This is a genomic window from Pseudomonas sp. Z1-29 (assembly GCF_051131995.1).
GTDB lineage: Bacteria > Pseudomonadota > Gammaproteobacteria > Pseudomonadales > Pseudomonadaceae > Aquipseudomonas.
This window is the reverse complement of the sequence record NZ_CP071645.1, coordinates 3,725,674-3,749,216: the sequence shown is the minus strand read 5'-3', so window position 1 is coordinate 3,749,216 and position 23,543 is coordinate 3,725,674. Positions and strand designations below refer to the sequence as shown.

The window sequence follows — 23,543 nt, the reverse complement described above, 5'->3', positions numbered from 1 at the left end:
TGTTTGCCGCCCGAACAGTGATGAAACATTTTTACATACTCTCGATAAATTAGAGTTGTACGATGTCGTACGAAATATGGTCGACTGTGTCCGTTTCTCACAAAAAAAACAACGGAGACTCCATCCATGTCGAGCATACCTTCCGTCGAAGGGCAGGCTGCAGCCCCCGCGCAAAGCCGCTTCGTACGCCTGTTGAAGCTTCTAGGCCCGGGCATCATCGCGGTACTTTCCTGGCTGGGCGCAGGCGACCTCATCACTTCTTCCGTGGCCGGGGCCAACTACGGCTACGCCATGATGTGGGTGCTGGCGGTGTCTCTGCTGCTGCGCTACCTGATCGTCAACATCATCGCGCGCTTCCAGCTTTGCAATAACCAGGGCATGACCATCCTGCAGGGCTACGCGCAACTCAATCCGTTTTTTGCCTGGTTCATGCTGGTGTATGCGCTGCTCATGGGGCACCTGATGAATGCCTACATGATCAAGGGTGCCGGTGAGGCCTTGGCGATGCTGCTCAAGACCGATTATCCGCTGCTCTGTTCGTTGGCGGTGGTGCTGGCGGTGTGGATGCTCGTCGGGCGCAATATCTATTCGATGATCGAAGGCGTGATGAAGGCGCTGCTGGCGATCATGACGCTGGCGTTCCTGGCTCTGGCGGTGATGTCCGGCCCGGATGTCGCCGGTATCGTCAAAGGCACCATCGGCTTCAGCATTCCGCCGGATGAAGGCGTACACGGTGCGCTGCTGGTGGCGGTCTCGGTGATCGGAGCGGTGGCCGGTTCCATCGCTAACTTCGTTCACCCCTACGTCATGCGCCAGAAAGGCTGGGTGGGTCCTGAGCACAAGCGCATCCAGCGCAACGACCTGCTGTTTGCGGTGTTCGTCGGGATCATCATCAACCTGGCGATCTGGATCGTCGGCGCGGAAATCCTGCGGCCCAACGGCATCGAAGTCAAAACCCTGGGCGACCTGGGCAAGGCCCTGGAAATCTTCTTCGGCCCGATTGGCTGGTATGTGTTCTTCATCGGTGTCTTTGCCACGCTGTTCGCCAGTATTTCCGGCAAGACCACGGCGTTCCCGATGCTCATCACCGACGCCTTCCAGCACGTGCGGCCCGAGCGTCGCGAGCGCTACGGCAAAGAGTTCCACCGTGACCCGATGCACAAGTGGTTCATGCTGTTCATTCTGGTGACGCCGCTGATCTGGTCCTTGCCCGGCATGCCGGACTTCGTGACCCTGACCATTGGTGTCAACGCGCTGAACATCATCGGCCTGCCGGTGATCTCCCTGGGCCTGTTGATCATGTCCAACCAGAAGTCGCTGCTGAGCAAGGAATACCGCAACAACCTGTTCGAGAATATTGCGCTGGTATTCGCCACTGGCCTGGCGTTGTGGGTCGCGTTCCAGCTGGGCGTCGATCTGTTTACCTGAGGTCTGCTCATTCATCTCTGGAGGGGCTGCTAGACTTCACGGTCCAGCCCCTTGCGGAGAATCCGGATGAACAACAAGAACAGGATCTGTCTCTGGTATGACGGCACCGCTCAGGAAGCTGCGCAGTTCTATGCGGCTACCTTTCCCGACAGTGCGGTGAACGCCATCCACCACGCGCCCGGCGACTACCCGGCGGGCCAGCAAGGTGACGTGCTCACCGTGGATTTCACCGTGATCGGCATCCCCTGTATCGGCCTGAATGGCGGGGCGATGTTCAAGCACAACGAAGCGTTTTCTTTCCAGGTGGCCACCGATGACCAGGCCGAAACCGACCGCTTGTGGAACGCAATCATCGACAACGGCGGCCAGGCGAGCGCCTGTGGATGGTGCAAGGACAAGTGGGGCGTGTCGTGGCAGATCAGCCCGCGGGTGCTGATCGAAGCCATCACCAGCGCCGACAAAGCCGCCGCCAGGCGCGCCTTCGAAGCCATGATGAGCATGACCAGGATCGATATTGCAGCGATTGAGGCGGCGGTGAGGGGCTGATCGGCGGCACGGCTTGCAGAGGTGTTGAATGTGTCGCCGCCTTCGCGAGCAGGCTCGCTCCCACATTGGGTTTGGGTGTGACTTCGATTTTCCGACAGCCCCATTCCTTGTGGGAGCGAGCCTGCTCGCGAAAGCGGCAGCAGAGGTAACACCAAAGTCAGCTCCCAGCGGTTTCCGGCAACCGGGCAATCACCTTGATCTCGAACTGGAAACCATACAACCACGTCACGCCCACCGCCGTCAGCGTCGGGTGCGGCGCGTTGCCCCAGAATTCCGGCACGACGCTCCAGACTCGCTCGAATATCGACTGCGGATCGACCATGAAGACCGTCACGTCAACCACATCGTCAAAGCTGCAATCGGCAGCCGCCAGGATCGCCTTCAGATTGTTGAACGCACGCCGGACCTGATCCTCCAGGAGCGGCTCCGGTGAACCGTCCTCGGTACTGCCGACCTGCCCGGAGACGAACAGGAAACCATTGGAACGAATCGCCGGCGAGTAACGGTTGCGCTCGTAGAGCGCCTGGCGGCCGGGTGGGAAAACAACGTCGCGCTGTGTCATGGGTGTCTCCATCAAATGAGCCGCAAGCGGCGGGAAATCAACGATGAAGTCACTCTAGGGGCTTGTGTCCGGGCGATAAACGAGCAACCTTGGCGATCACTGTTTGTAGAACCCAAACAATCCGAGGCACCCATGGATCGTTTCGATGCGATGCAGGCGTTCGTACGTGTCGTGGAGGCGGGCAGTTTCACCAAGGCCGCCGAGACCCTGCACATGAGCAAGACCACCGTGACCCAACTGGTGCAGCAGCTGGAGGCGCGGCTGCGCGTCAGGCTGCTCAACCGCACCACCCGCAAGGTCAATGTCACCGCGGACGGCGCAGTTTTCTACGAGCGGGCGATTCGCCTGCTGGCCGACCTGGACGACGCCGAAACCAGCTTGTCCACTGCCCAGTCGCTGCCCCGTGGACGGCTGCGGGTGGACGTGCCGAGTCCGCTGGCCGCGATGATCCTGGTGCCGGCATTGCCGGGTTTCTATCAGCGCTATCCGGACATCCAGATCGACTTGGGCGTCAGCGATCGCATCGTCGACATGCTCGACGAAAATGTCGATTGCGTGGTGCGCGGCGGTGAACTGAAAGACCAGTCGCTGATCGCCCGGCGCGTCGGCGACCTGGCCCTGGGCGTGTTTGCGGCGCCGAGTTACCTGGCGCGCGAGGGCATCCCCCTGCATCCCCGGGAGCTGGAAGATTCCGCGCACCGCATCGTCGGTTTCCTCTGGGCGCGCACCGGCAAGGCCTTGCCTTATGCCATGCACAAGGATGACGAATACCTTCATATCAAGGGCCGCCATGCGCTCGCCGTCGACGATGGCAACGCTTACCTCGCAGCCGGCCTGGCGGGGCTGGGCGTGTTATGGCTGCCCCAGTACATGTCCCGCCCACACGAAGCGCAAGGCGCACTGGTGCCGCTGTTCGAAGGCTGGCGCCTGGAGTCGATGCCGCTTTACGTGGCTTACCCGCCGAACCGGCACATCAGCGCCAAGCTGCGGGTATTCATCGACTGGGTGGTGGAGCTGATGGCGCAACATGCGCCTATTATTGATCGGCCTGTGTCATGAAAATTTTCTCGAATGCAGAGGAGATCGACGATGGACCGATTCACTGGCGGTTGCCTGTGCGGCAACGTGCGCATTGAAGCTTCAGGGCGCCCATACCGGGTTGGCCTGTGCCACTGCCTGGATTGCCGCAAACACCATGGCGCACTGTTTTTCGCCGCCGCCGTGTTCCCCCGGGACGCGGTGACTGTCAGCGGTGAAACCCGGGATTACGCCGGACGTTTTTTCTGCCCACACTGTGGCTCGTCCGTCTTCGCCCGCAGCGGCGACGAGGTCGAAGTCAACCTGGGCACGCTGGATGCGCCCGACCAACTGATGCCCACCTACGAAAGCTGGACCGTGCGCCGCGAATCCTGGTTGCCGGCGTTTCCACTCTCACGGCGCTATGAACATGATCGCGAGGGCACGGGGCGGCTTGAGGGGTAGGGTGCGAACCAGAACCTTGGTCTCCCGGTGCGGTCCTCCAGATACGCTCTGGGAATCGAGGACATGGACATGGACATGGACCTGGCCGAGCAATACCGCAATTACATCGACTGCCTTAATGCCCGTCGCTGGCAGGAACTGGGCGATTTTGTCGACGATAGCGTGCAATACAACGGCGAACCGGTGGGTTTGGCGGGCTATCGGGCGATGCTGGAAAACGACGTGAGGACCATTGCGGACTTGCGTTTTATTATCGACCTGCTGGTGGTCGAACCGCCGAACGTGGCAGCCCGGCTGCTGTTCGATTGCTCGCCGCGCGGCCGGTTTCTCGGGCTTGAGACCGATGGCCGGCGGATTCGCTTTTCCGAGAATGTGTTCTACACCTTCGATGGCGGCAAAATCGTTCGCGTGTGGTCGGTCATCGACAAGGCGGCGGTGGAAGCGGCGCTCCAACGCGAAAGCCCTTCCGGAGAAGGGCTTTGAGCACAAATGAATGATTGAGTGAATGAATGTGGGAGCGAGCCTGCTCGCGAAAGCGGTGGCACAGCTTGCAGAGGTGTTGAATCTGCTGCTGCCTTCGCGAGCAGGCTCGCTCCCACAGGTTATCTCCCACCCAGTTATTCGCGATCGTTATCCGGGGGGTTACTCCTTGAGGAAAGTCAGCAGGTCCTGGTTCAGGCGATCCTTGTGCGTCTCGGTCAAGCCGTGCGGCGCGCCTGGGTAGACGATCAGCCGAGCGCCCTTGATCAGCGCCGCCGAAGCCCGGCCTGAGGCATCGATGGGCACGATCTGGTCGTCGTCACCGTGGATCACCAGCGTCGGCACGTCGAATTTTTTCAAGTCGCCGCGAAAGTCGGTCGCCGAGAACGCCGCGATCGAGTCATAGGTGTTCTTGCTGCCGCCTTGCATGCCCTGCGCCCAGAACGACTGGATCAGGCCCTGGGATGGCTTGGCACCCTTGCGGTTGTAGCCATAGAACGGGCCGGAAGCGATGTCCAGGTACAGCTGCGAACGGTTCTCCAGGGACGCTTTGCGCAGGCCGTCGAAGACTTCGATTGGCAAGCCGCCGGGGTTGGTGTCGGTCTTGAGCATCAGCGGCGGCACCGAGGACACCAGCACGGCTTTCTTGACTCGACCGGTGCCGTGGCGACCGATGTAACGCGCCACTTCGCCGCCGCCCGTCGAGAAGCCGACCAAGGTCACGTCCTTCAGGTCCAGCGCTTCGATGACCGCCGCCAGGTCGTCGGCGTAATGGTCCATGTCGTTGCCTTCCCACGGCTGGCTGGAGCGACCATGACCGCGACGGTCGTGGGCAATCACGCGGTAGCCCTTGGAGGCGAGGAACATCATCTGGCCTTCCCAGCTGTCGGAGTCCAGCGGCCAGCCGTGGCTGAAGGTGACGACCTGGCCGTTACGCGGGCCCCAATCCTTGTAATAGAGCTGGACGCCATCCTTGGTGGTGATGTAGCTGGCGGACTGCATCACGCTGCCGATTGCGGAAGCACTGGCACCGGCCTGCACAGGCGTCGCCGCCTCGGCGCCGAGGGTGGCCAGGGCCAGGGTTGCGACAGCCAGGGTGCGGTTGAAGGTGTTCATCGTTTCTCTCTCCATAAGGGGTGTTTTGATCTGCCGGGATCGTCATCGATCGCGTTGGTGGGCAGATTAGAGAGAGCGCAGCGCAACGAGAACGGCGCTGGCGTTGATAGCAACTATGGGGAATTCAGATACCTGCATATCACCGTGGCGAGGGAGCTTGCTCCCGCTGGACTGCGTAGCAGTCCCAATGGGCTGGATGCGGTTTTGCAGGTATACCGCGTGTTCGGTATTACGACGGCTGCGCCGCCGAGCGGGAGCAAGCTCCCTCGCCACAGAAGCAGTAAAAATTGCAGGTGTGATCACCCAAACGAAGGCATCGGCCCCAACGATTTGATCACCCAGGCGATCACCGCTGCGGCAATCAGCACCGCTGCCAGCAACCCGATAAACAGCCACTTGACGACTTTCACCCACCTCGGCGTCCCGGAACTCGGCGGGAGCATTTCGGCGGCTGTCTGCCTCATCGCCTCGGAGCAGCGTTTGCACTCACCGTTATCAGCGAGAATAAGGGCTCCGCAGTAAACACAATTTTTCATGGTATATCCGAGGCTCGAGGACGTTTGTGCGACGACGAAATATCGCCGCACCAGAGACTTAGTATTTATAGACGATGCCCAGCCTGCCGAGGATTTCCAACGCATTGACCAGGCCCAGACCGTTCATGGGCAGGCAGGCAAATGCCTGGTATTCATCGAAATGCGTGCCGATGGCCAGCAGTTTCAAATCGTGGGGTTCCAGCTGCGCGTTGAAGTACTGCAGCAGTGCGCGCTCCCAATCATCGGCGCGGTTCACGGCGTCAACGGTCTTGCTGCCCGGAGCAGGGATTTCGATGCTCAGTTGCTTTAGCGGGGCGAGGGCATTGATGGCGTAGACGCCTGAGGACGACCACTCCTTCCATTCGAATTCAGCCAGCTGCCCGGCCTCGGAAAGCGCCGATTGCACTTGCGTCCAGGCCCAATCCCACTCGCCGGTAGGGGCCGGCATGTTGTCGATCAGCGCTTGCGCCTGCGCCTCGTCGAAAAGTCCATCGAACAGGTCGGCCAGCGTATCGGCCAGATCCACGGGCGGCCCGTTGCCTTGGGTGTCGAGGTCGAGGCTCAAACGCTGCCAGAGACTGCCAAGTTCGGCCCAGTCGTCATCGTCCATGTCGTCATCGATCACTTGGGCCTTGTGGCCCCGGTGGTAATTGTCCAGCCGCGTCTTGCGCACCCGAACCGCGCCTTCGACGACATCCACTGCATAACTGCTGTGGTCCAGGTAGTTGGTCTGGAAAACGATGCGATCAGGAAACACGTCATGGACGAGGCTTTCTTCCGCGTCGAAGTACGACGCACCCTCAAGGGTGCCGTGGGCGGCGGTGATGCGCTGAAGCGCCAGTGGATCGATGGGGTTCTTGGTCATCATCAGCTTTCAGCGGAAACGGTCGTCTCTGGATCGGCCTCAGCCGCCAGCTTCAGTCGGTCGGCTTTGCTGATGTATCGGTCCTTGCTCTTCGGCGCCAGCTTTGCACTGGCCTTTTTTGCATTGGCCTTGAGTAGCTGGTTGATCTTTTTACGGCGATTCATGTTTTCTACTCGGCTTGTCCGATTGGGAAGCGGCTGCGGTGACGTATCGTAAGTGCGAAAGGGGGCGGTGGCTAGGGTTCGGGTTCCCGCGTCGTCTTTTGTGAACGGCTGCGCCTATCCCTTGAGCACCAACGACATGTCCGGGTATCTGGCGCACAGGAAATCGACGAAGGCGCGGACCTTCGGCGCCGCCAGGCGCCTGGATGTGTGCAGGACCCAGAGTTGCGGTTCGACGCCGGTCACGGTGCCCCACTGGACCAACTCACCGCGGGCCAGCTGGTCCCACGCGATCGATTGGGGAATGAGCGCAGCACCACCGCCGGCGATCGCGGCGTCGCGGATCATCAGGAATGAGGAAAACTGCAGATTGGGGATGGGCTCCAGCACCAGTTCCCCTCCATCGAGCGTCCAGTGGGTGGGCTGGAAGCTCGGCATCACGATGGCGGGAACCGGGCGGATCGCGCCGGGTTCTGGCCTGGGTATGCCTGGGGCGGCCACGACCACCAGCCGGTCCTTGGCGAAGCAGCGCCCGACCAGGCTGCTGTCCGGGCTCGGATTGATCCGGATGGCGACGTCGAATTGGTCCTCGACGAGGTCCACCAGCCGATCTTCCGCCACCACTTCGAGGGTGACTTGCGGGTAGGCCGCACAAAACTCGGCACCGATCCGACCCATCGCCAACTGCGAGAACAGCACCGGGGAGGCGACACGCAGGCGTCCTCGTGGCGTCGACCCTCCGTCACGCGCGGCCGTCAACGCCTCCGCCACCTCGGCCAGCGGCCCCTCGGCCCGGGCCAGCAGTGTTTCGCCGGCTTCAGTCAGCTTCAGGCCTCGCGCGCTGCGCTCGATCAGCCTCACACCCAATTGCTCTTCGAGCTCGGAGATGCGCCGCGACAAGGTCGCCTTGGACCGACCGCTTGCTCTGCTTGCCTTACCCAATCCCTCGCTGCTGGCGACGAGCGTGAAATCGATCAGTGCATTCAGGTTCATCGCTGTTCCAGATTTGAGACATGGCGTCTACATATTGTGGTCTTCGTTTTGCGGATGCAACGGCTTATCTTTTTTCCAACGCAGTTCGATACATCCACTTGCATCCACTTCTGGAGATTCACATGAGCATTCTCGTCATCGGCGCCACTGGCACCATCGGTTCACTCGTCACACAAGGCCTCGCCGACGCGGGCGCCGAGGTGAAAGCCCTGGTGCGCCAAACGGGTAAACGCGCCTTTGCGGCCGGTGTCACGGAAGTTGTCGCGGACCTCACCGATGTCCCGTCGCTGCGCGCTGCGCTGTCGTCGGTACGTACGCTGTTCCTGCTCAACACCGTGACGCCCGATGAGGTCACCCAAGCCCTGATCACCCTGAACCTCGCCCAAGAGGCAGGCATCGAGCGCGTCGTCTACCTCTCGGTGATCCACGCCGATCGGTTCACCAACGTCCCGCATTTCACCGGCAAGCACACGGTTGAACGCATGATCGAAAGCCACGGCATCGCCGCGACGATCCTGCGCCCGGCCTACTTCATGCAAAACGAACACATGGTCCAGCAAACGATCCAGGACTACTCGGTGTACCCGATGCCGATCGGCTCGGCGGGCGTCTCGATGGTCGATGCGCGCGATATCGCCGATGTCGCCGTGGCCGAGTTGCTGCGCCGTGACAGGGCTTCTGCACCGCTGGAGCGGATCACGCTGGACCTGGTCGGCCCGCAAGCGCTGACCGGGGCGTCGGTCGCGAAGATCTGGAGCGCCGCGCTGGGGCGCGAGATTGCCTACGGCGGTGACGATGTGGCGGCCTTCGAAGCGCAGATGGCTTCGTTCGGTCCCGCCTGGTTGGCTTATGACATGCGCCTGATGATGGCCGGCATCCAGCAGTTCGGCATGACCAGCGAAGGCGCCGTCGACCGGTTGCAGGCCATCCTCGACCGTCCGCTGCGCAGCTATGAGGCATTTGTTCGCGAGGCGGTTGCAGGAGAGTAGGCAGCCGGAGCAAAGCAGCCATTGCTGCATGTTGTGCAGCAATGATCTGCAATCCGCCTGTCTTGTTCATTTCGGGATCGCTTCTCACACTGACTCCGTCTGGTGAAGCCGATTTCCAACCGAGGGAGAAATGAACATGGCAACTGCGATCCGGTTCAACCAATTCGGCAGCCCCGATGTATTGACGCTGCAAGCAGTGCCCGATCAGTCGCCAGGGCCGGGCGAGGTCTGGCTCGAGCAAGAAGCGATCGGGGTGAATTTTCTCGACGTTACCCAGCGTAAGGGCGCGGTGCCGATTCCCTTGCCTTCCGGCCTTGGGCTTGAAGGTGCTGGGCGTGTGGCGGCCGTGGGTGCCGATGTCAGCAACGTAAAAGTTGGTGATCGCGTCGCCTACGCCACGGGCCCGATAGGCGCGTATGCGTCGGCCCGGCTTTATCCGGCGCAGCGGCTGGTCAGGATTCCCGATGCGCTGTCGTTCGAAGACGCGGCGGCGCTGATGTTCAAGGGCATCACGGCGCAGTACCTGCTGAAAAGCACCTATCCCGTCGGGCCGGGCAGCACCCTTCTGCTTTACGGAGTGGCAGGCGGGCTGGGGGCGATCATGGTGCCGTGGGCCAAGCACTTGGGCGCGTTTGTGATCGGCGTGGTCTCCAGGCAAGCCAGCGTCGAAAAAGCCAAGGCATTGGGCTGCGACGAGGTCCTGGTGTTCGACGCCGACAGCCAGGCTTCGGATGTCGCGCGTATTACCGGTGGGCAGAAAGTCGATGTCGTCTACGACCCGATCGGGCGGGTCTCTTTCCAAGCCTCCCTGGACAGCCTGCGACCCCGAGGCCTGCTGGTGTCGTTCGGCGCTTCATCGGGGGCGCCGGCGGCCGTCGAGCTGGCGACACTCAATGCCAAGGGTTCGCTGTTCCTGACCCGTCCCTCGCTGGCCGCGCATACCGCGACTGTCGATGAATACCAGGCGCGGGCCCAGGATGTCCTGGCCGCGATCGATTCGGCTGTCATCCAGCCGCGAATCTGGGCAAGCTATGCGCTGGCTGACGCAGCATCGGCCCATGCCGATCTGGAGTCGGGGCGTTCATCGGGGGCGATCATCCTGAAACCATGAATCTTGATGTCTTGAATAACCAGCACAGCGATGAAATCGCTGCGTTCCTGGCCGTGGCCGCGCAGGGCTCATTCGTGGCGGCCGGCCGGCTTTTGCAACGGCACCCGACCATCATCTCGAAACGGCTCGCGGCGATGGAAAAGCGCCTGGGCGTGCGGCTGGTGGAGCGTTCCACCCGACAGGTGCGGATTACCGACGTCGGGGCCAAACTGGAGCAGCGCCTGCGCTCGGCCATCGAGTTGATGAATGAAGCTCAGGCGCAAGCGGCCGAGGGCGCCAGCGAGGTTCGCGGCACGTTGCGACTGGCATTGCCCGCGGCCATGGGCAGGCGTTGGCTCGGCCCGATATTGCCGGGGTTTCTTGAGGCATATCCGCAGGTTTCGATCATCGCGGATTACAGCGAGCGCCTGGTCGACATCATCGATGAAGGTTTTGACGCGGCGATCCGGATTGGCGAACTGGATGACAACCGATTGATCGCCAAGAAACTGAGCGATCACCGGCGCATTCTCTGCGCCTCACCGGCCTATCTCGAAAAGCATGGCATGCCCCGGACGCCGCAGGACCTGGCCAGCCATAACTGCCTGCGCTTCAGCGGCCTGGCGTCTTTTCCTCAATGGCGGCTCCATCGTGGCAACGAACTGCAGACAGTCACGCCGAAAGGCAACCTCACCGCCAACGACAGTGAATCATTGCTGGCGGCGGCCTGCGCCGACGCCGGGATACTCGGCGCCGGCGACTGGTTGATGAGTCGTGAGATCGCCGCCGGCAGGCTCTTGCATGTACTCCCCGATTGGGACCTGGACGCCGCTGGCGGGGTTTATCTGGTCAGGCCGTCGGCCAAGTTCCCCAGTGCCGTGGTGGTCGCTTTCAAGCAGTGGATCGAGGCGAGGTTCAGCCCGGCGCCGCCTTGGGGCCTGTGACCCTACGAATCAACGCACCCGATCGCGACTCTGTACCGACAGATCCAGGGCCTTTTGCATGTCCAGCCGCGCCGAGCGACCGACATCCTTGTCGTTGAGCTGGTAGTTGCGCTCTGACGGCAGGATGGGCGCGGTGAGGTCTTCGCCGTCCATTTGTTCGAAGTCGTGATTATCGCCGATGGTCATGGCGCTGCGGCGCAGAAGCATGCGCAGTTGCTCGGGATGAAGCTGCGGATTGATCGACAGCATCGCCGCCAGCAGGCCGGTAACCATTGGCGTGGCGTAGGACGTGCCGCAATGCACCGCGCCGTCTTCGCCGGCCTTGACCGTCGAGGCGTGGGTGCACGCGGCGGCGGTGATGTCGACGCGCATGTCGACGTTCGAGGAATCGCGCTTGACTGCGTAGGCCGGATCATCGACCGCAACCCCGGCGCGTTCGCTGCGCTGATGCCCGCCGACCACCAGTAATTGTTCGGTGATGAACGAGGAGGGCAGGCGGTATTCATCGGTGCCCGAGTATGACGAGCCGTTGCCGGCGGAATTCACCACCACCACGTCGGGATGTTCCTTGCGCAGCCACAGGAAAAACTCCTCCAGCAACTCCTCGTAGCCGCTCATGGCAATGCCCGAGCGCAGCAACGAATCGACCTCGTCACCCTTGACGTTTTTCGCGCCAACTCGATGAATGCCCCAGCTCCAGTTGAGCACCCGCACGCCGTCCTCGACGAGGTTCACCGAGGCGGCGATGTTGGCGGTGATCCCGGCGTCGGAATTGCGCTCGACAATCACCTCGAAGCCGCCGCTGGCCTTGTCCAGGCCCCGCAAGAAGCCGCTGTTGCCGCCATCGTTCCAGCGCGCGGCGAGGATGCCGGCGACCGTCGTGCCGTGGTTGTCCGGCTTGTCCGCATCGCGGGCATAGACGCAGGTTCGCGGCATTGAGCAGGCGCCGAGGTAATCGGCGAAATCCGCCGTGTCGAAATCCACGTCGCGCTCGATCAGGCCGATGCGCACCGGCTGCGGTCGGATCGGCGCCTGCTGCCCGGGGATGCGCCGCTGGTAATAGTGCACCGCATCGAGGAAGCGATTCGCCGCCCATTCATCCGAGTCCTTGGCCGGCTTCTTCGGCTCTTCTGGCTGGGCGGGCGCCTGCTCGGTCTCTTCGGCGGCGGACTCCTCTATCACCACCGCATCGACACTGGTCTCGCCGCCCAGACGCAGCACCAGCGCATCGCGCTCGACCAGGTCCTTGGCCGGCAGGCGCAGCTGATAAACGTTCAGCGGGGCGATGCTGCCGACCACCTTCGCGCCGTATTTGGCGGCGAGACGTTCGGCCTCCTGGCGACCGTCGTGACTTTCCTCGATGAGCACGCTCACCAGGTCCACATACGTGGTCAGGCCGTCCATGTTCTTCGCCACTTCGTTCGGCCCGGCGGCCACCACGTGGCTGGTGCGTAACGTCAGCCAGGCGGCGTTGCTGGCCCGCGGGCCGTCCTCCAGCCAGAGCGGGCCGCTCTGGTAGTCGGCGCGGTCCAGGCGCAGGCGGAGGTTGTTCCCGTCACGCTGAACGCTGCCGGCCGGAATCAGTTTCTCGCCCAGTTTCAGTTGCGGTGTTGCGTCACCCAGCCCCCGCGCGGTCAGGCACCATTCCTGGCGCTGGTTTTCCAGCAAGTCGCCGCAGCGTTTCAGGCCTTCCAGGCGTAGCGGTTCCTGCGCCACTGCAAGGGTGCTGGCAGACAGGGCGAACAGCGTTACGAGGGCGGCGGATCGTATGGGCATGGGGTGAGTTTTCTTGGTCGGGGATTGCTGTTCCGACCGTTGTGTCGCGAGCTTCGTTCAGCCCTGGGGTTCGATCCGTGGCGGTGGTCATCGAAATGGAACAACCGGACCCGCGCGGCAATCGGATTCTTAAACGTCTGAGACTCGAAGAAAGAGGGATCCCATGTCTCGTCCACCCATGATCGGAATCATCGCCTGCTCAGGCAAAATCGGCCCACACACCGTCCAGCTCAGCAACGACAAATATGCCCAGGCCGTGGCCACCGCCGCCGACGCGTTGCCGGTCATCCTGCCGGTGTTTCCGGCGCTGCTCGATCCGGCCCGCATCATCGCCGGCCTGGACGGCCTGCTCTTCACCGGATCGCCGTCCAATATCGAACCCCACCACTACGACGGCCCGCCGAGCCCGCCGGGCACCGAGCACGACCCGGCCCGTGACAACCTCGCGCTGCCGCTCTGGCGCGCCGCCGTCGAAGCCGGCATGCCGGTGCTCGGCATCTGCCGCGGCTTCCAGGAAATGAACGTCGCCTTTGGCGGCTCGCTCCATCAACAACTCGATGGCCCAGGCGCCGAGCATGAACCGCCGAGCAATGAACCGGTCCAGGAACAGTACGCCCGCAACCACGCCTTGACGGTGCGGCCCGGTGGCGTGTTGGCGCGGCTGGGCCTCAAGGACGTGATCGAGGTTAACTCAGTCCACGGCCAGGGCGTCGCGCGGGTGGGGCAGGGCTTGCGCGTCGAGGCCGTGGCCGAGGATGGGTTGGTGGAGGGCCTTTCGGTGGAGGGCAGCCGGGCGTTTGCATTGGGGGTGCAATGGCATCCGGAGTGGGAGGTTATGGATAACGCGGATTATCGGACGATTTTCCGGGCGTTCGGGGACGCATGTCGGGAGCGGGCGGAAAAAGACGCTTGACGCTTGGATCTGGTTTCTAAATGCTGTAGTGGTCAAGTATCTGGAAGGTAGGCTGCCCTGAATTGGTACGGGTTGCCGTTCGGCCCTCTGGGTGCAGGCAAATCAACGTTCACCCGGTAACTGGAAGCCGGGTCGATCCGATGTCTTTCCCCTTAGCGCTGGAGCGTTTTGCAATGTCTGTAAATTCACCTACTGAACCGACCGCGAACGGATCGATGCTTGATCGCTGTATCCGCTTGTCACGCGCCTACACCTCAGCCGCGCGGCGGGTCGATGCCAAGCTTTCCGCCGTGCATGGCCTGAGCTTCAGCGACTTCATGATTCTTTACCACCTCAAGCATGCCCACAACTCCCGGCTTCGACGCGCTGACCTGGCCGATTGCATGGGCCTGACTGCGTCGGCGGTGACCAAGTCCCTGCTGTCGCTTGAAAAAATAGGCTTGGTTTCCCGACAAAGCGATCCGCGAGATGCGCGCGTGGGCTACGCCTGTCTGACCACGACTGGCGAACAGGTGTTTGCCGACGCGCAGGTTTCTGCGGAGTTCGCTTGCCAGGAGGTTTATGAGGCGATGGTGGGTGAGTGGAACAAGGCCGGTTGAGATTGCTGTTCAAGCGCCTGGCCTGGACCCAATTCTCTGGATCTGACCTTGTCGGATGCTGAGCCCGATCAGGATATCGTAGAGCGCTTGCTGCCCGGCCGGCAGGACGGGGAGCAGGGTTGCGCGGCGCTTCTCGACATCGAACCAGGATTCAACCAGCCATCCCACCAGGTAAAGCGCGGCAAGGCATCCGCCTGCCGTGGCGACATTCCCGTGGCAGACCAGCGGCTGATCCACGGGCTCGATTCCCAGGGCCAGCAGGCCTGAGCGAGCCTCCGGGTGGGTGGTTGCCCGGCCGTCGGGCAGCAGCCCAAGCCGCTGGAGAATAAAGGCCCCGGCGCAGATCGAGCCGATTCGCTGGCGTCGGGCATCGAGTTCAAACGACGGTAGGAAGTCCGCAGCTGCAAGCGCGGCAGGTATGCCTTGTTTGCCACTGACGAACAACACCGCGTCCGCGCCATTGGCCTCGCACAGCGGGCCGTGCACCGAAACCGCCAAGCCGTGCGCCGATGTCACGACAGGGCTGGAGGCCAGAATTCTTACGTGCCAGTCTTGCGTATTGCGGCCTAAGATGTCCCACATCAGGAACAGGTCGATGTCGGTGAACTGGTCGAAAGCGATCAGGGCGATTTGCTTCAAGGCGAACTCCATGAAAATGCTGGCGTGCAAAACGCAACGGCCTTCTACGCAGGTGTTCGCAGCGTATCAATCGGTTTGGCACCCTACACAGTCTGTACGGTGCATTGAGAGGGAGCGAAGTAACCATGGAAAAACTGACTCGTCACCGTTGGATCGCGGCAGGCTTCGAGGCCCTCGACCAGGCAGGCCAGGCAGGCGTCTCGGCCGAAAGCCTAGCGCGTCGATTGAATGTGACCCGTGGCTCGTTCTATCACCATTTTCGCAATCGCGAAGACTTTGTCCGCGCTTTGCTGGCTGCCTGGGAAGAGGACTACACGGGGCGCATGCTTGCTTATGCGGGCCAGGGTCGGAGCGCGCGAGAGACGTTGCAGCGCTACCTGGATATCGCCGCGCAGAAACAACCTGGGCGGGAAGTGTCCATCCGTGCCTGGTCGCTGCATGATCCGTTGGTTGCCGAGTTCCAGCAGCGTGTCGACGCAAGACGATTGGCCTTTGCGATACAGGCGTGCCGACGTTTGGCCCCGGCGCCCGGTCAGGCGGAGGTCATCGGGCAGATGGCCCATCTGTGCCTGATTGGCGGGCAACAGGCCGGAATACGACGTGATGCGGCGCGCTTCAATGGTTTCGTGAGCCGGGCTTTTGCCTTGGTCGAGGGCGTTATTGCGCCGTGGAGAGGCTGAGTGGTGGGCTGAGTTTGTTTGAAAGTGAAAGTCAGGCACGGCGGTACGGAATTAGGCTTTAATGCCCCGCGCAACTCAACTGTTTGTCCGATCAAGGAAGACGACATTGAACAATGCTTTTGCGGCTCTGTTTCTGGCTTGCCTGGCCACCTCCGTATTCGCTGACGAAAACCCTGTTGGATTTCGCTCTTCAACAGTGTCGAATCCGCAGGATGACCGGCCGTTGGAAATGGTCGTCTGGTATCCCGGGGCAACTGCCGCAACCCCGCAACTGATCGCCGATAACGCGGTATTTGTCGGTGCATCTGCCGTTCGTGACGCGCCGCCGTCTGCCGGTGAGCATCCCCTGGTGGTGCTTTCTCATGGATACAGGGGCAACTGGAGCAATCAGGTCTGGCTTGCCAGTGCCTTGGCCCGTAAGGGCTACATCGTCGCGGCCGTCAATCATCCTGGCACCACCACCCATGACCGCAGTCCGCAAGCAGCGGCGCAGTTATGGCAGCGGTCCGTTGATCTGCGCCGAGCCATCGATGAGGTCACGACTCAACCGAAAAAATTCGGCCAGGTTGCCAATAATCGCGTCGCAGTCGTGGGCCATTCACTCGGTGGCTGGACCGCCCTGGAAATGGCCGGTGCCCGTTTTGATCCGGACCGCTTCGCCGACGATTGCAAAACCCATCCGCAGCTAGCCAGCTGCACCGTCTACGGGCAGATGAATCCGGCGAGTAGTCCGGACTCGAAAGCCGCGCTGGCCGCCGACTGGCGCGACAAACGCGTCACGGCCGTGATCACTCTCGATCTGGGCCTGTCGCGAGGCCTGACCGATGAAAGCCTCTCCGCGCTGCCGGTGCCCGCCCTGGTGATTGCTGCCGGCGTGCCCTCGCGCGAACTTCCCGCCGAGCTGGAGTCCGCCGACCTCGCCAGGCGCCTGCCGCCGGCATACAGCCGTTATGTGGAAATCAGCGACGCCAGCCATTTCAGTTTCATGTCGATTTGCAAACCTGACGCGCAGGCAATGCTCGAAGAAGAAGTGCCAGGCGATGGCATCATTTGCCGGGACGGTGAAAACGGGCGTGATCGTGGGGTGATTCAACAGGAGGTCGTATCGTTGATAGCGGATTTCCTGGCGGGAACGCCTGCGTCCAGTGGAGGCGGGTTGTAAGTTGCCTTGATTTGCCGTCCCCAACTTCATCAAGGTCATCCGATGGAAATATCGCCTCGCTTTGTCGTTCATGAATCAGAGCATTGGCTCATCAATCACCGCGTGGACAGTGCACTGCCCGGCTACCTGATGCTCAGCGCAAAACAGATGACGAATGCCTTGGCATCGCTGTCGGCTGAAGCGCTGGCGGAGTTGGGTGTATTGCAAGCGCGAATCCAGCACGCCATCGAAACCTGCCTGCAACCAAGACGACTGTACATCGGCCGTTTTGGTCATGACGCTGGTTACTCCATCCACTTCCATTTCATTCCGGTTTATCACTGGGTCGAAGCGCTGTTCTGGGACGACGACAGGTACCGGCTGCTGCAGACTTTCGGCTCGATCGACAGCAGTTTGCCTCAGACCGATGGTGCGGAATTGACGCTCTTTGTCTGGCGGGAATTTTGCGAGCGTCCTGATCCTCCGCCGATACAGGGGCCATCTGTTGAGCAGGTCGTGGCGGTGTTACGGCGGGAATTCGGTTTTCGGCTTGTTGATGAATAGCGCGGACCGTTAGCCCTGCTCGCGATGGCGGTGGTCAGCAGTGTAGGACCGCTTTCGCGAGCAGGCTCGCTCCCACAGGTTTTTCTGGCGCTCAGAAATAATTAATCCACCTCAGCCCCCATGGCGAGGGAGCTTGCTCCCGCTGGGTCGCGTAGCGGCCCCAAGAATTTTGCGCCGCTGTGCAACCGAGCGGGAGCAACCGTCCTCAAGGATTGGACTTCATCCGCCCCTCGATCGCCACGCGCAAACAACCCCAGGCGATGACCCCGATGACCAGCAGCTCGGCGACGCCGATAAGCATGTGAAAGGAAAAGGTCATCGGCTCCTCGGCCCAGTAGAAGGTCGTTGGGCGACTGATGCCAATGCGCAGCCGTCCGGTAAACAGCGAAGGCACCCAGGTGATGATGCGGGTCAACTCATACACAGCCAGGAAGGCGCCAAGCAGGGCGAGCAGGGCGCGGACGGGAGTGCCCAGTTGCTCAGTTGTCTCAGCCGCAGGCGTCGGCGCCTTTGCTTTGCGCTGCCTGGCGATCTTCGCCGGGGTTGGAGCAGGCCGATAGGCTGCCTTCGCAACGGCCGTCGAACCGATCATGACCTCGCTGGGCACTGGCACTTGCAGGTAGTCGGCCAGTTCACGCAGCCACAGGTCAGTGCGTTTGCTTCCCGGCACTACCGGAACATTGTCGCTCGTCAGGCGGTGCTCGGTGCCATCGCGCAGCACCAGCCATAGCTGGGTGCGGGCTGGCTCGGCCTCCGGGTGACGGCGAAGTTCGAGGTATTTGACGGCGTCGATCCTGAACACCGATCGCACCCGCTCACGGCGTCCAAAAAAGTTTCGGGTGCGACGCTTGCCTTCACCGTCGACGCGCGACAGCAGCAGGGTCTCGCGGATACCGGTGTAGACCAGTAGCGCCAGGCCCAGGGCAGGAATCAGCAGCAGCCCGAGCACCATCAGCAGCAAGGTCAGTGGGTCCATGCCCGCTAGCGACGAGTCTGCAGTGGCAATCGCCAGCACGGCTCCCACGGGAAAGATCAAGGCCAGCGCACTGGTAAACAACACGAATACGCTCTGCACCCGGTTGAGCGAGTGGATGTGCAAGTCACCCCGCGCGGTGCGCTCGAACCGATATCCAATCAAATGCAGATCTCCTGAAAGCCGCCAGCCCAAAAGCAGCGGTGGATTTGAACGAGGTGGAACAACCGCCGAGTCGGCTGAATGATTGGTCGACAACAACCTGACCGATTATTGGGCATCAGCCTCTGGCGCGTCATCGGTGTCCGGTTGAGCTCCGTAAGGTTCGCCAATCTGTACCCGGTCTGCCTTCACCCAACCGGTGTAGTCCTCGCCATCCTTGGCGATGTAATTCACTTCCAGCCAGGACTCGTCTTCAAGACTGGCGTAAACGGTGAGGGAGTCGCCGGGTATCACGAAAATCTTCTTGTTGGCGCAAGCCCCATCCGGCGCTTCGTGGAAATGCAGGCGCCCGGTGCCAATGACCTTGCCTTGCACTGACGGATGAAATTCAGGGACCGTTCCCGAGAGCTTTTCCGTCAGGGCAGAACAGTCGACAGCGGCCTGGCCAAGGCTGCTGTAAAGGCACAGGCACAACAAGCTTGAACGCAGATGCATCTAGGCAAAGTCCGTTTGGGTTGGATGCGTAGGATAGTGAACTCGCAAACTGTTGGGAAAGACTCATAAGCAGCTTTGTGCGGTTCCGCTAAAAATTTCGACCCCGGCCCTCTGGCGTTTGAGGAAAACGGAGTAGCCAATTCAAGACGCGTCCTACATCGCCGCGCTTACCCCTTGCGTTAGCGTCCGTCCTGGATTTTCAGGATGAGATTCGCGACTCGTGACCACACGCCCCAAAGACCTGCCCAAAATTCGCAATCCACCTTCTGGAGAAGGGCACCGCGTTTCCTATCGAGACATGACCTCCAGCGAGGTGGCGGAGTACGAAGCACTCCAGCGTAGCCACAAAGCCATGCTTGCCCGACAGGCTGCTTACGAAAAACAACGTTGGGCCAAGGTTGAAAGAACGCCTCTCGTCATCACCGGGTCGGTGTTCGCCAAAAGCTGCGCGCTGCCCAACGGAATCATTGACTACAGCAACCCCAACGGCTTTGTTCCGCCGGACCTGATCAAGCAGTACGGCGATCTGATGTGGCTTGGCGCCAGGAGCCCCGACGCGTCGGGAACCCTTCCCCTGAAGCAGATTGGCTCAAGCGCGATACCCGCCGCAATGGGTAGGCTCGCACTGGGCGGTTCCGCAGTGTCAACCGCCGGAGCCATCGGCGGCACGGTCGGCGCCGCACTGTTGACCGGCATCGTCGCCTTGCTCTGGCCCTCCAGCCTCGGCGACAGCGCACTCTACAGCGAAGACCAGTTGCGCAATCTCAAACAGGCCCGCAGCCGCATGCGCCTGAGCATCGAGCAGCAGGCCGATGGCAGCCTCAAGGGCTATGGCTTCTACACCGGCCAGAACCGCGACTGGGAAATGGTCGACGTCATCCAGCTGACGCCGCGTGCCGACCAATACGTCGCCGACCTTGGCGACGGCATCGAACTGATCTGGACCCCAGCCATCGACCCCTCCGACACCCTCGGCATCCCGGCCTTGGAAGCCGCGCCTCAGACGCCACACATCTGGATTTATCCGCCGACGCCCGTGGCGGACAGCATCATCGTCAACCCGATCTATCCGCCGGAGTACAAAGATTTCATTCTGGTGTTTCCGGTGGACTCGGGGGTTCGGCCGGTTTATGTGGTTTTGAGTGTTCCGGGGGATCATAAGTATTACCCATCTCCACTGTCGCTTCCCGCCTTTGCAGACGCGAAGTCCGCCCCCTTGAAAACGTCTGTACGTGGCGGAGGTAAAAAACGTCGACGATGGAAGGATCGCGCGGGAAAAATCTATGAATGGGACTCTCAACATGGCGCGCTAGAAGTATATACAAAGCAAGGTAAGCACCTCGGCGAGTTCGATTTCGTAACGGGGGAGCAAACAAAACCTGCTGATCCATCTAGGAGGGTTGAAAAATGAGGCACGTCATTGAGGTTTTCGACGCGGGAACTGAGGAATTGCTGCAGAGCGTGGAGATTCCAAAGTCGTACTCGACTCAATTGAGCGAACTAATGGGCTGGACGCAACCTGAAGACCCGTACGATGGCTATGACCTCTCGTCGGAACAGGTAGAGGTATTAGAGAGGTGGACCAGTACCGCATTAAATGGGGATAACGTCATTATCCAAATTGTCTGCCTTGAGTAAAGCAGGAGGAGGGGAGGAGTTGAAGGTGTTTTAGTTTGGTTTGTTGAATGTCCTAAGGAAAGGACTGCATGGAAATAATTTTTGAGGTTCAAATGGGACTCAAACTGAGGCTCGAGTGGTATAGCAAACAAACCGAATCTTTCGAGGGGGAGGAGTACTCGGACGACTTCGGTGATGACGGTGCTGTCATCGACGCTTTGGGCATTCCTTTCGAGAATAATATAAATAACGGTGGATTTAATGTTCCCTTGGAATGGATAGAAATTCTTCGGCCCTATTTTCAACATCTTATTGATTGGGATCGTTATGACTATCAAGTAGCCTTCGATTATCGAGACAGCTGGTAATACTTGGATTTCCATCTTGGGATTTTTTTATATGGGGTCTGTGCTGGATGGGTGCTTAGCAAGACTATGCTTGCCGAGCTGGTCCAAAAACGTAGTAGCGGGAGAGAATGGTGCCTTATTACTCGATAACTGGTTTTTACCCGGATGAAAAAAATGACGACTCACTACAATTTGAGATTGATATAAAAGACATCGAACAAAAAGAAGCCTTGGCTCAGATGGCCGAAGCAAAACCATTCAGCAAAATTGGTCCAGGGGAGCAGGAAATTACGGAAGAGCAGCTCAAGAGAGTTGAAGCGATCCTGGGCAGGAAGCTCCCCGTGGGACTGGAATATTTTATTGGGGCGACAGCCGACTAGCGAGAGTTTTACGGCGCTTATTAGCTCTTGCGCTAGAAGAAGGCGTACAGATATGGCGACGGTTCAATGGGCTTAAAGTTAAGGATGGACTGGTATGACCCGAAAACGGAGTGGGGTGAAGGTAAGGAATATTCGGAAGATTTACGGGAAGATAAGTCAGCTATCGCCGCACTGGGTCTAGAGAGCGAGCCAAACATCTATGACGGTGGCTTTGATGTGCTGGAAGAATGGATTCCGATTCTTCAACCCTTCTTCAGCCACCTGCTCGTTCCCGAACAGTTTGATTACCAGATCTCATTTCGTTACCGAGCCGCTTGGTAACATAACAATTACTTGGGCCGGTCCTTTGAAGCACAGAATCATGGGAGTAGTTGAAGGGAACGATTTTGCTTGTTGGGAGATAACTCTCTGCATTGGTAGCCCAGATCTGGCAGAAATCATGGGCTGGGTAAGAAAGGAAAATTATTTTTACGATTATGAGTTGACTGAGTCTCAAGCTAGGGCGTTGGAAGAGTTTTGCTCGATAGCGCTGCCGCGAGGCTTGTTGCTTTATCTAACCACCACTGGAGAATAGTCCGTAGATAATTTCCTGAGAAATTAGAGCGCTGTATCTAGTCCTGAAACATGCACATCTGTTCCAGGGCTAGACAGAGGTTCTTAGAAACTGTACTTGGCACTCAACATCATATTTCTCGAATTACCATATCCATCCCCTCCAAACTCGCCGAATTGGCAGTAGTCGAATAATAACGGCTGCCAAAATTGTTGGCATTCACCTGCAGACCCAGGTCTGGTTGCCCCGGTACCCGGCCATCAAATCCGTAATGGCGCAACATCAGCTTTGGCAAAGCGAATTCAATTCGGTTGATGACCTAGCGGTTAAATCGCTCTACCAACGAGTACTGGGTCATGGCTGTTTGCGTCAATTCCTTGCTCAGTTCCGCGGAGTGCCTGGCCTGTTCGGAGGTCTGGTCTGCCAGGTTCGCGATAGTGGTGATATTGCGGCTGATTTCGTCGGCCACCGCGGTTTGCTCTTCTGTCGCCGCGGCAATCTGGGTGGTCATGTCGGTGATGTGTGCCACGGCTTCGCTGATACCGATCAGTGCTTTGTCTGCCTCAAGCACCCAGGCGACGCCTTCCTCAGCTTGTCGATGGCCGCTTTCCATGGTTTTCACGGCGTTGTTGGAGGAGACCTGCAGCTTGGAAATCAGGCTATGAATCTGCGTGGTGGACTCAGTCGTGCGCTGTGCCAGTTGGCGCACTTCATCGGCAACCACCGCGAACCCTCTGCCCATGTCTCCGGCGCGCGCGGCTTCGATGGCGGCGTTCAACGCCAGCAGGTTGGTCTGGTCGGCAATGCCTTTGATGACATCGACCACCGTCCCGATTTCGTTGCTGTCCTTGGCCAGCTGCGCGACCGTCAGCCCTGTTTCGCCCACGACCTCGGAGAGACGCTGAATCGCCTGGCGGGTGTCACGGGCCACGTCGCGTCCGCGCCCGGTCAGCACGTTGGCTTCCTGGGTAGCGTCAGCCGTGCGCTGGACATGACTGGCGACCTCTTGGGTGGTCGCCGACATCTGATTCACCGCGGCCGACACTTGCTCAGTCTCGACGCGTTGGCGTTCAAGCCCGCGTGAACTGTCGGCGGCCAGGCCATCGGACCTGCCGGCCAAACCGGTCAGTTGCTCGGCGGTGTCCTGAAGGCGAGTGAGGCACGTCTTGAGCCGGGATGCCTGGCTCTCGAAAGCTGTTTCAAGGCGAGCCTGCAGGCCGCGCTCGTCGCTGTACATTTTCGCCAGCAACGCATCCGAGGTTGATGCCTCGGCCATTTCCAACAGACGCAGCGCGCCTTTGTTCTGCTGGCGCGAGATGATCAACCCGACCGGAATCGATATTCCGACAGCAAGCAGCATCGCCATGGCGGTATTGAGGAAGGCGCCGCCTACTGTGCCCAATAAACCCATCAACAGAACCGGTACCCAACTGAGCAGGAAGGGGTACCACCGATCAACACCCGGGACAGCTGCCTTGCCGAGCCTGATGCGTTTGTAGAGCGCTTCGGCGC

28 protein-coding genes are annotated in these 23,543 nt (G+C 60.4%); 18 read left to right on the top strand and 10 right to left on the bottom strand.

Going from position 1 to position 23,543, the window contains the following annotated elements; translation table 11 throughout:
- Positions 1 to 126: 126 nt before the first annotated feature.
- A complete protein-coding gene (locus J3P84_RS16915) occupies positions 127 to 1,428 on the top strand; it encodes an Nramp family divalent metal transporter (protein WP_434624599.1) in 1,302 nt (433 codons plus the stop codon).
- Between the two features lie 66 nt (positions 1,429 to 1,494).
- Entirely contained in the window at positions 1,495 to 1,974 is a 480-nt protein-coding gene (locus tag J3P84_RS16910; RefSeq protein ID WP_434624597.1) for a VOC family protein, read from the top strand.
- A 157-nt stretch (positions 1,975 to 2,131) separates the two neighbouring features.
- Here J3P84_RS16910 and J3P84_RS16905 read toward each other — a convergent pair whose 3' ends face one another.
- Entirely contained in the window at positions 2,132 to 2,536 is a 405-nt protein-coding gene (locus J3P84_RS16905) for a RidA family protein (protein ID WP_434624595.1), read from the bottom strand.
- Positions 2,537 to 2,668: 132 nt separating this feature from the next.
- Between J3P84_RS16905 and J3P84_RS16900 the strand changes: the two genes are divergently transcribed.
- The 3 genes from J3P84_RS16900 to J3P84_RS16890 all read left to right on the top strand — a co-directional run bounded on the left by J3P84_RS16900 (position 2,669) and on the right by J3P84_RS16890 (position 4,501).
- Complete coding sequence (locus tag J3P84_RS16900; protein ID WP_434624593.1) at positions 2,669 to 3,595, top strand: LysR substrate-binding domain-containing protein; 927 nt, start codon at positions 2,669 to 2,671, stop codon at positions 3,593 to 3,595.
- A gap of 30 nt (positions 3,596 to 3,625) precedes the next feature.
- On the top strand, positions 3,626 to 4,018 hold the full coding sequence (locus J3P84_RS16895; RefSeq protein ID WP_434624591.1) for a GFA family protein: 393 nt from the start codon (positions 3,626 to 3,628) through the stop codon (positions 4,016 to 4,018).
- Positions 4,019 to 4,093: 75 nt separating this feature from the next.
- Positions 4,094 to 4,501, top strand: a complete 408-nt coding sequence (locus J3P84_RS16890) for an ester cyclase (protein WP_434631396.1) — start codon at positions 4,094 to 4,096, stop codon at positions 4,499 to 4,501.
- Between the two features lie 159 nt (positions 4,502 to 4,660).
- On the opposite strand, the gene J3P84_RS16885 is transcribed toward J3P84_RS16890, so the two are convergent.
- The 4 genes from J3P84_RS16885 to J3P84_RS16870 all read right to left on the bottom strand — a co-directional run bounded on the left by J3P84_RS16885 (position 4,661) and on the right by J3P84_RS16870 (position 8,169).
- A complete protein-coding gene (locus tag J3P84_RS16885; protein ID WP_434624589.1) occupies positions 4,661 to 5,614 on the bottom strand; it encodes an alpha/beta fold hydrolase in 954 nt (317 codons plus the stop codon).
- 594 nt (positions 5,615 to 6,208) lie between these two features.
- Positions 6,209 to 7,018: a DUF6630 family protein gene (locus J3P84_RS16880; RefSeq protein WP_434624587.1), complete on the bottom strand. Its 810-nt coding sequence runs from the start codon at positions 7,016 to 7,018 to the stop codon at positions 6,209 to 6,211.
- Positions 7,018 to 7,179 (bottom strand): DUF2986 domain-containing protein, encoded by a 162-nt coding sequence (locus J3P84_RS16875; protein WP_434624585.1) that lies wholly within the window; start codon positions 7,177 to 7,179, stop codon positions 7,018 to 7,020. Before J3P84_RS16875 ends, J3P84_RS16880 begins: the two co-directional genes overlap by 1 nt.
- A 114-nt stretch (positions 7,180 to 7,293) precedes the next feature.
- Positions 7,294 to 8,169, bottom strand: a complete 876-nt coding sequence (locus tag J3P84_RS16870) for a LysR family transcriptional regulator (protein ID WP_434624583.1) — start codon at positions 8,167 to 8,169, stop codon at positions 7,294 to 7,296.
- A 122-nt stretch (positions 8,170 to 8,291) separates the two neighbouring features.
- Between J3P84_RS16870 and J3P84_RS16865 the strand changes: the two genes are divergently transcribed.
- The 3 genes from J3P84_RS16865 (at position 8,292) to J3P84_RS16855 (ending at position 11,192) form a co-directional block, all read left to right on the top strand.
- Positions 8,292 to 9,158: an SDR family oxidoreductase gene (locus tag J3P84_RS16865; protein ID WP_434624581.1), complete on the top strand. Its 867-nt coding sequence runs from the start codon at positions 8,292 to 8,294 to the stop codon at positions 9,156 to 9,158.
- A 136-nt stretch (positions 9,159 to 9,294) separates the two neighbouring features.
- On the top strand, positions 9,295 to 10,269 hold the full coding sequence (locus J3P84_RS16860) for a quinone oxidoreductase family protein (RefSeq protein WP_434624579.1): 975 nt from the start codon (positions 9,295 to 9,297) through the stop codon (positions 10,267 to 10,269).
- Positions 10,266 to 11,192, top strand: coding sequence for a LysR family transcriptional regulator (locus tag J3P84_RS16855; protein WP_434624577.1), 927 nt, complete (start codon positions 10,266 to 10,268; stop codon positions 11,190 to 11,192). Before J3P84_RS16860 ends, J3P84_RS16855 begins: the two co-directional genes overlap by 4 nt.
- A 9-nt stretch (positions 11,193 to 11,201) precedes the next feature.
- Here J3P84_RS16855 and J3P84_RS16850 read toward each other — a convergent pair whose 3' ends face one another.
- Positions 11,202 to 12,968, bottom strand: coding sequence for a S8/S53 family peptidase (locus tag J3P84_RS16850; protein WP_434624575.1), 1,767 nt, complete (start codon positions 12,966 to 12,968; stop codon positions 11,202 to 11,204).
- A gap of 163 nt (positions 12,969 to 13,131) precedes the next feature.
- On the opposite strand from J3P84_RS16850, the gene J3P84_RS16845 reads away from it, so the two are divergent.
- Both J3P84_RS16845 and J3P84_RS16840 read left to right on the top strand, forming a co-directional pair.
- On the top strand, positions 13,132 to 13,881 hold the full coding sequence (locus J3P84_RS16845) for a gamma-glutamyl-gamma-aminobutyrate hydrolase family protein (RefSeq protein ID WP_434624573.1): 750 nt from the start codon (positions 13,132 to 13,134) through the stop codon (positions 13,879 to 13,881).
- A gap of 215 nt (positions 13,882 to 14,096) precedes the next feature.
- The gene (locus tag J3P84_RS16840) at positions 14,097 to 14,480 is read left to right on the top strand and encodes a MarR family winged helix-turn-helix transcriptional regulator (RefSeq protein WP_434624571.1); all 384 of its coding nucleotides are present in this window, start codon (positions 14,097 to 14,099) and stop codon (positions 14,478 to 14,480) included.
- Between the two features lie 9 nt (positions 14,481 to 14,489).
- Here the strand turns inward: J3P84_RS16840 and J3P84_RS16835 are convergent, their stop codons facing one another.
- A complete protein-coding gene (locus tag J3P84_RS16835) occupies positions 14,490 to 15,119 on the bottom strand; it encodes a DJ-1/PfpI family protein (RefSeq protein ID WP_434624569.1) in 630 nt (209 codons plus the stop codon).
- Between the two features lie 125 nt (positions 15,120 to 15,244).
- On the opposite strand from J3P84_RS16835, the gene J3P84_RS16830 reads away from it, so the two are divergent.
- The 3 genes from J3P84_RS16830 (at position 15,245) to J3P84_RS16820 (ending at position 17,504) form a co-directional block, all read left to right on the top strand.
- Positions 15,245 to 15,799, top strand: coding sequence for a TetR/AcrR family transcriptional regulator (locus J3P84_RS16830; RefSeq protein WP_434624567.1), 555 nt, complete (start codon positions 15,245 to 15,247; stop codon positions 15,797 to 15,799).
- A gap of 106 nt (positions 15,800 to 15,905) precedes the next feature.
- Positions 15,906 to 16,961, top strand: coding sequence for an alpha/beta hydrolase family protein (locus J3P84_RS16825; protein WP_434624565.1), 1,056 nt, complete (start codon positions 15,906 to 15,908; stop codon positions 16,959 to 16,961).
- A 42-nt stretch (positions 16,962 to 17,003) separates the two neighbouring features.
- A complete protein-coding gene (locus J3P84_RS16820; protein WP_434568942.1) occupies positions 17,004 to 17,504 on the top strand; it encodes an HIT family protein in 501 nt (166 codons plus the stop codon).
- A 205-nt stretch (positions 17,505 to 17,709) separates the two neighbouring features.
- Here the strand turns inward: J3P84_RS16820 and J3P84_RS16815 are convergent, their stop codons facing one another.
- Both J3P84_RS16815 and J3P84_RS16810 read right to left on the bottom strand, forming a co-directional pair.
- Positions 17,710 to 18,642: a hypothetical protein gene (locus J3P84_RS16815; protein ID WP_434624562.1), complete on the bottom strand. Its 933-nt coding sequence runs from the start codon at positions 18,640 to 18,642 to the stop codon at positions 17,710 to 17,712.
- A 105-nt stretch (positions 18,643 to 18,747) separates the two neighbouring features.
- The gene (locus J3P84_RS16810) at positions 18,748 to 19,134 is read right to left on the bottom strand and encodes a hypothetical protein (protein WP_434624560.1); all 387 of its coding nucleotides are present in this window, start codon (positions 19,132 to 19,134) and stop codon (positions 18,748 to 18,750) included.
- Positions 19,135 to 19,354: 220 nt separating this feature from the next.
- Here J3P84_RS16810 and J3P84_RS16805 point away from each other — a divergent pair, with 220 nt between their 5' ends.
- The 5 genes from J3P84_RS16805 to J3P84_RS16785 all read left to right on the top strand — a co-directional run bounded on the left by J3P84_RS16805 (position 19,355) and on the right by J3P84_RS16785 (position 21,799).
- Positions 19,355 to 20,545 (top strand): colicin E3/pyocin S6 family cytotoxin, encoded by a 1,191-nt coding sequence (locus tag J3P84_RS16805; RefSeq protein ID WP_434624558.1) that lies wholly within the window; start codon positions 19,355 to 19,357, stop codon positions 20,543 to 20,545.
- On the top strand, positions 20,542 to 20,772 hold the full coding sequence (locus J3P84_RS16800) for a DUF7683 domain-containing protein (protein WP_434624556.1): 231 nt from the start codon (positions 20,542 to 20,544) through the stop codon (positions 20,770 to 20,772). Before J3P84_RS16805 ends, J3P84_RS16800 begins: the two co-directional genes overlap by 4 nt.
- Positions 20,773 to 20,840: 68 nt before the next feature.
- Entirely contained in the window at positions 20,841 to 21,119 is a 279-nt protein-coding gene (locus J3P84_RS16795; protein ID WP_434624554.1) for a colicin E3-like toxin immunity protein, read from the top strand.
- 107 nt (positions 21,120 to 21,226) lie between these two features.
- Positions 21,227 to 21,478 (top strand): pyocin S6 family toxin immunity protein, encoded by a 252-nt coding sequence (locus J3P84_RS16790; protein WP_434624552.1) that lies wholly within the window; start codon positions 21,227 to 21,229, stop codon positions 21,476 to 21,478.
- Positions 21,479 to 21,544: 66 nt separating this feature from the next.
- Positions 21,545 to 21,799, top strand: coding sequence for a colicin E3-like toxin immunity protein (locus J3P84_RS16785; protein WP_434624550.1), 255 nt, complete (start codon positions 21,545 to 21,547; stop codon positions 21,797 to 21,799).
- Positions 21,800 to 22,350: 551 nt separating this feature from the next.
- Here the strand turns inward: J3P84_RS16785 and J3P84_RS16780 are convergent.
- Positions 22,351 to 23,442 carry a methyl-accepting chemotaxis protein gene (locus tag J3P84_RS16780; protein ID WP_434631393.1) on the bottom strand — a complete coding sequence of 364 codons (1,092 nt, stop codon included), beginning with the start codon at positions 23,440 to 23,442 and terminating at the stop codon, positions 22,351 to 22,353.
- Positions 23,443 to 23,543: the final 101 nt, after the last annotated feature.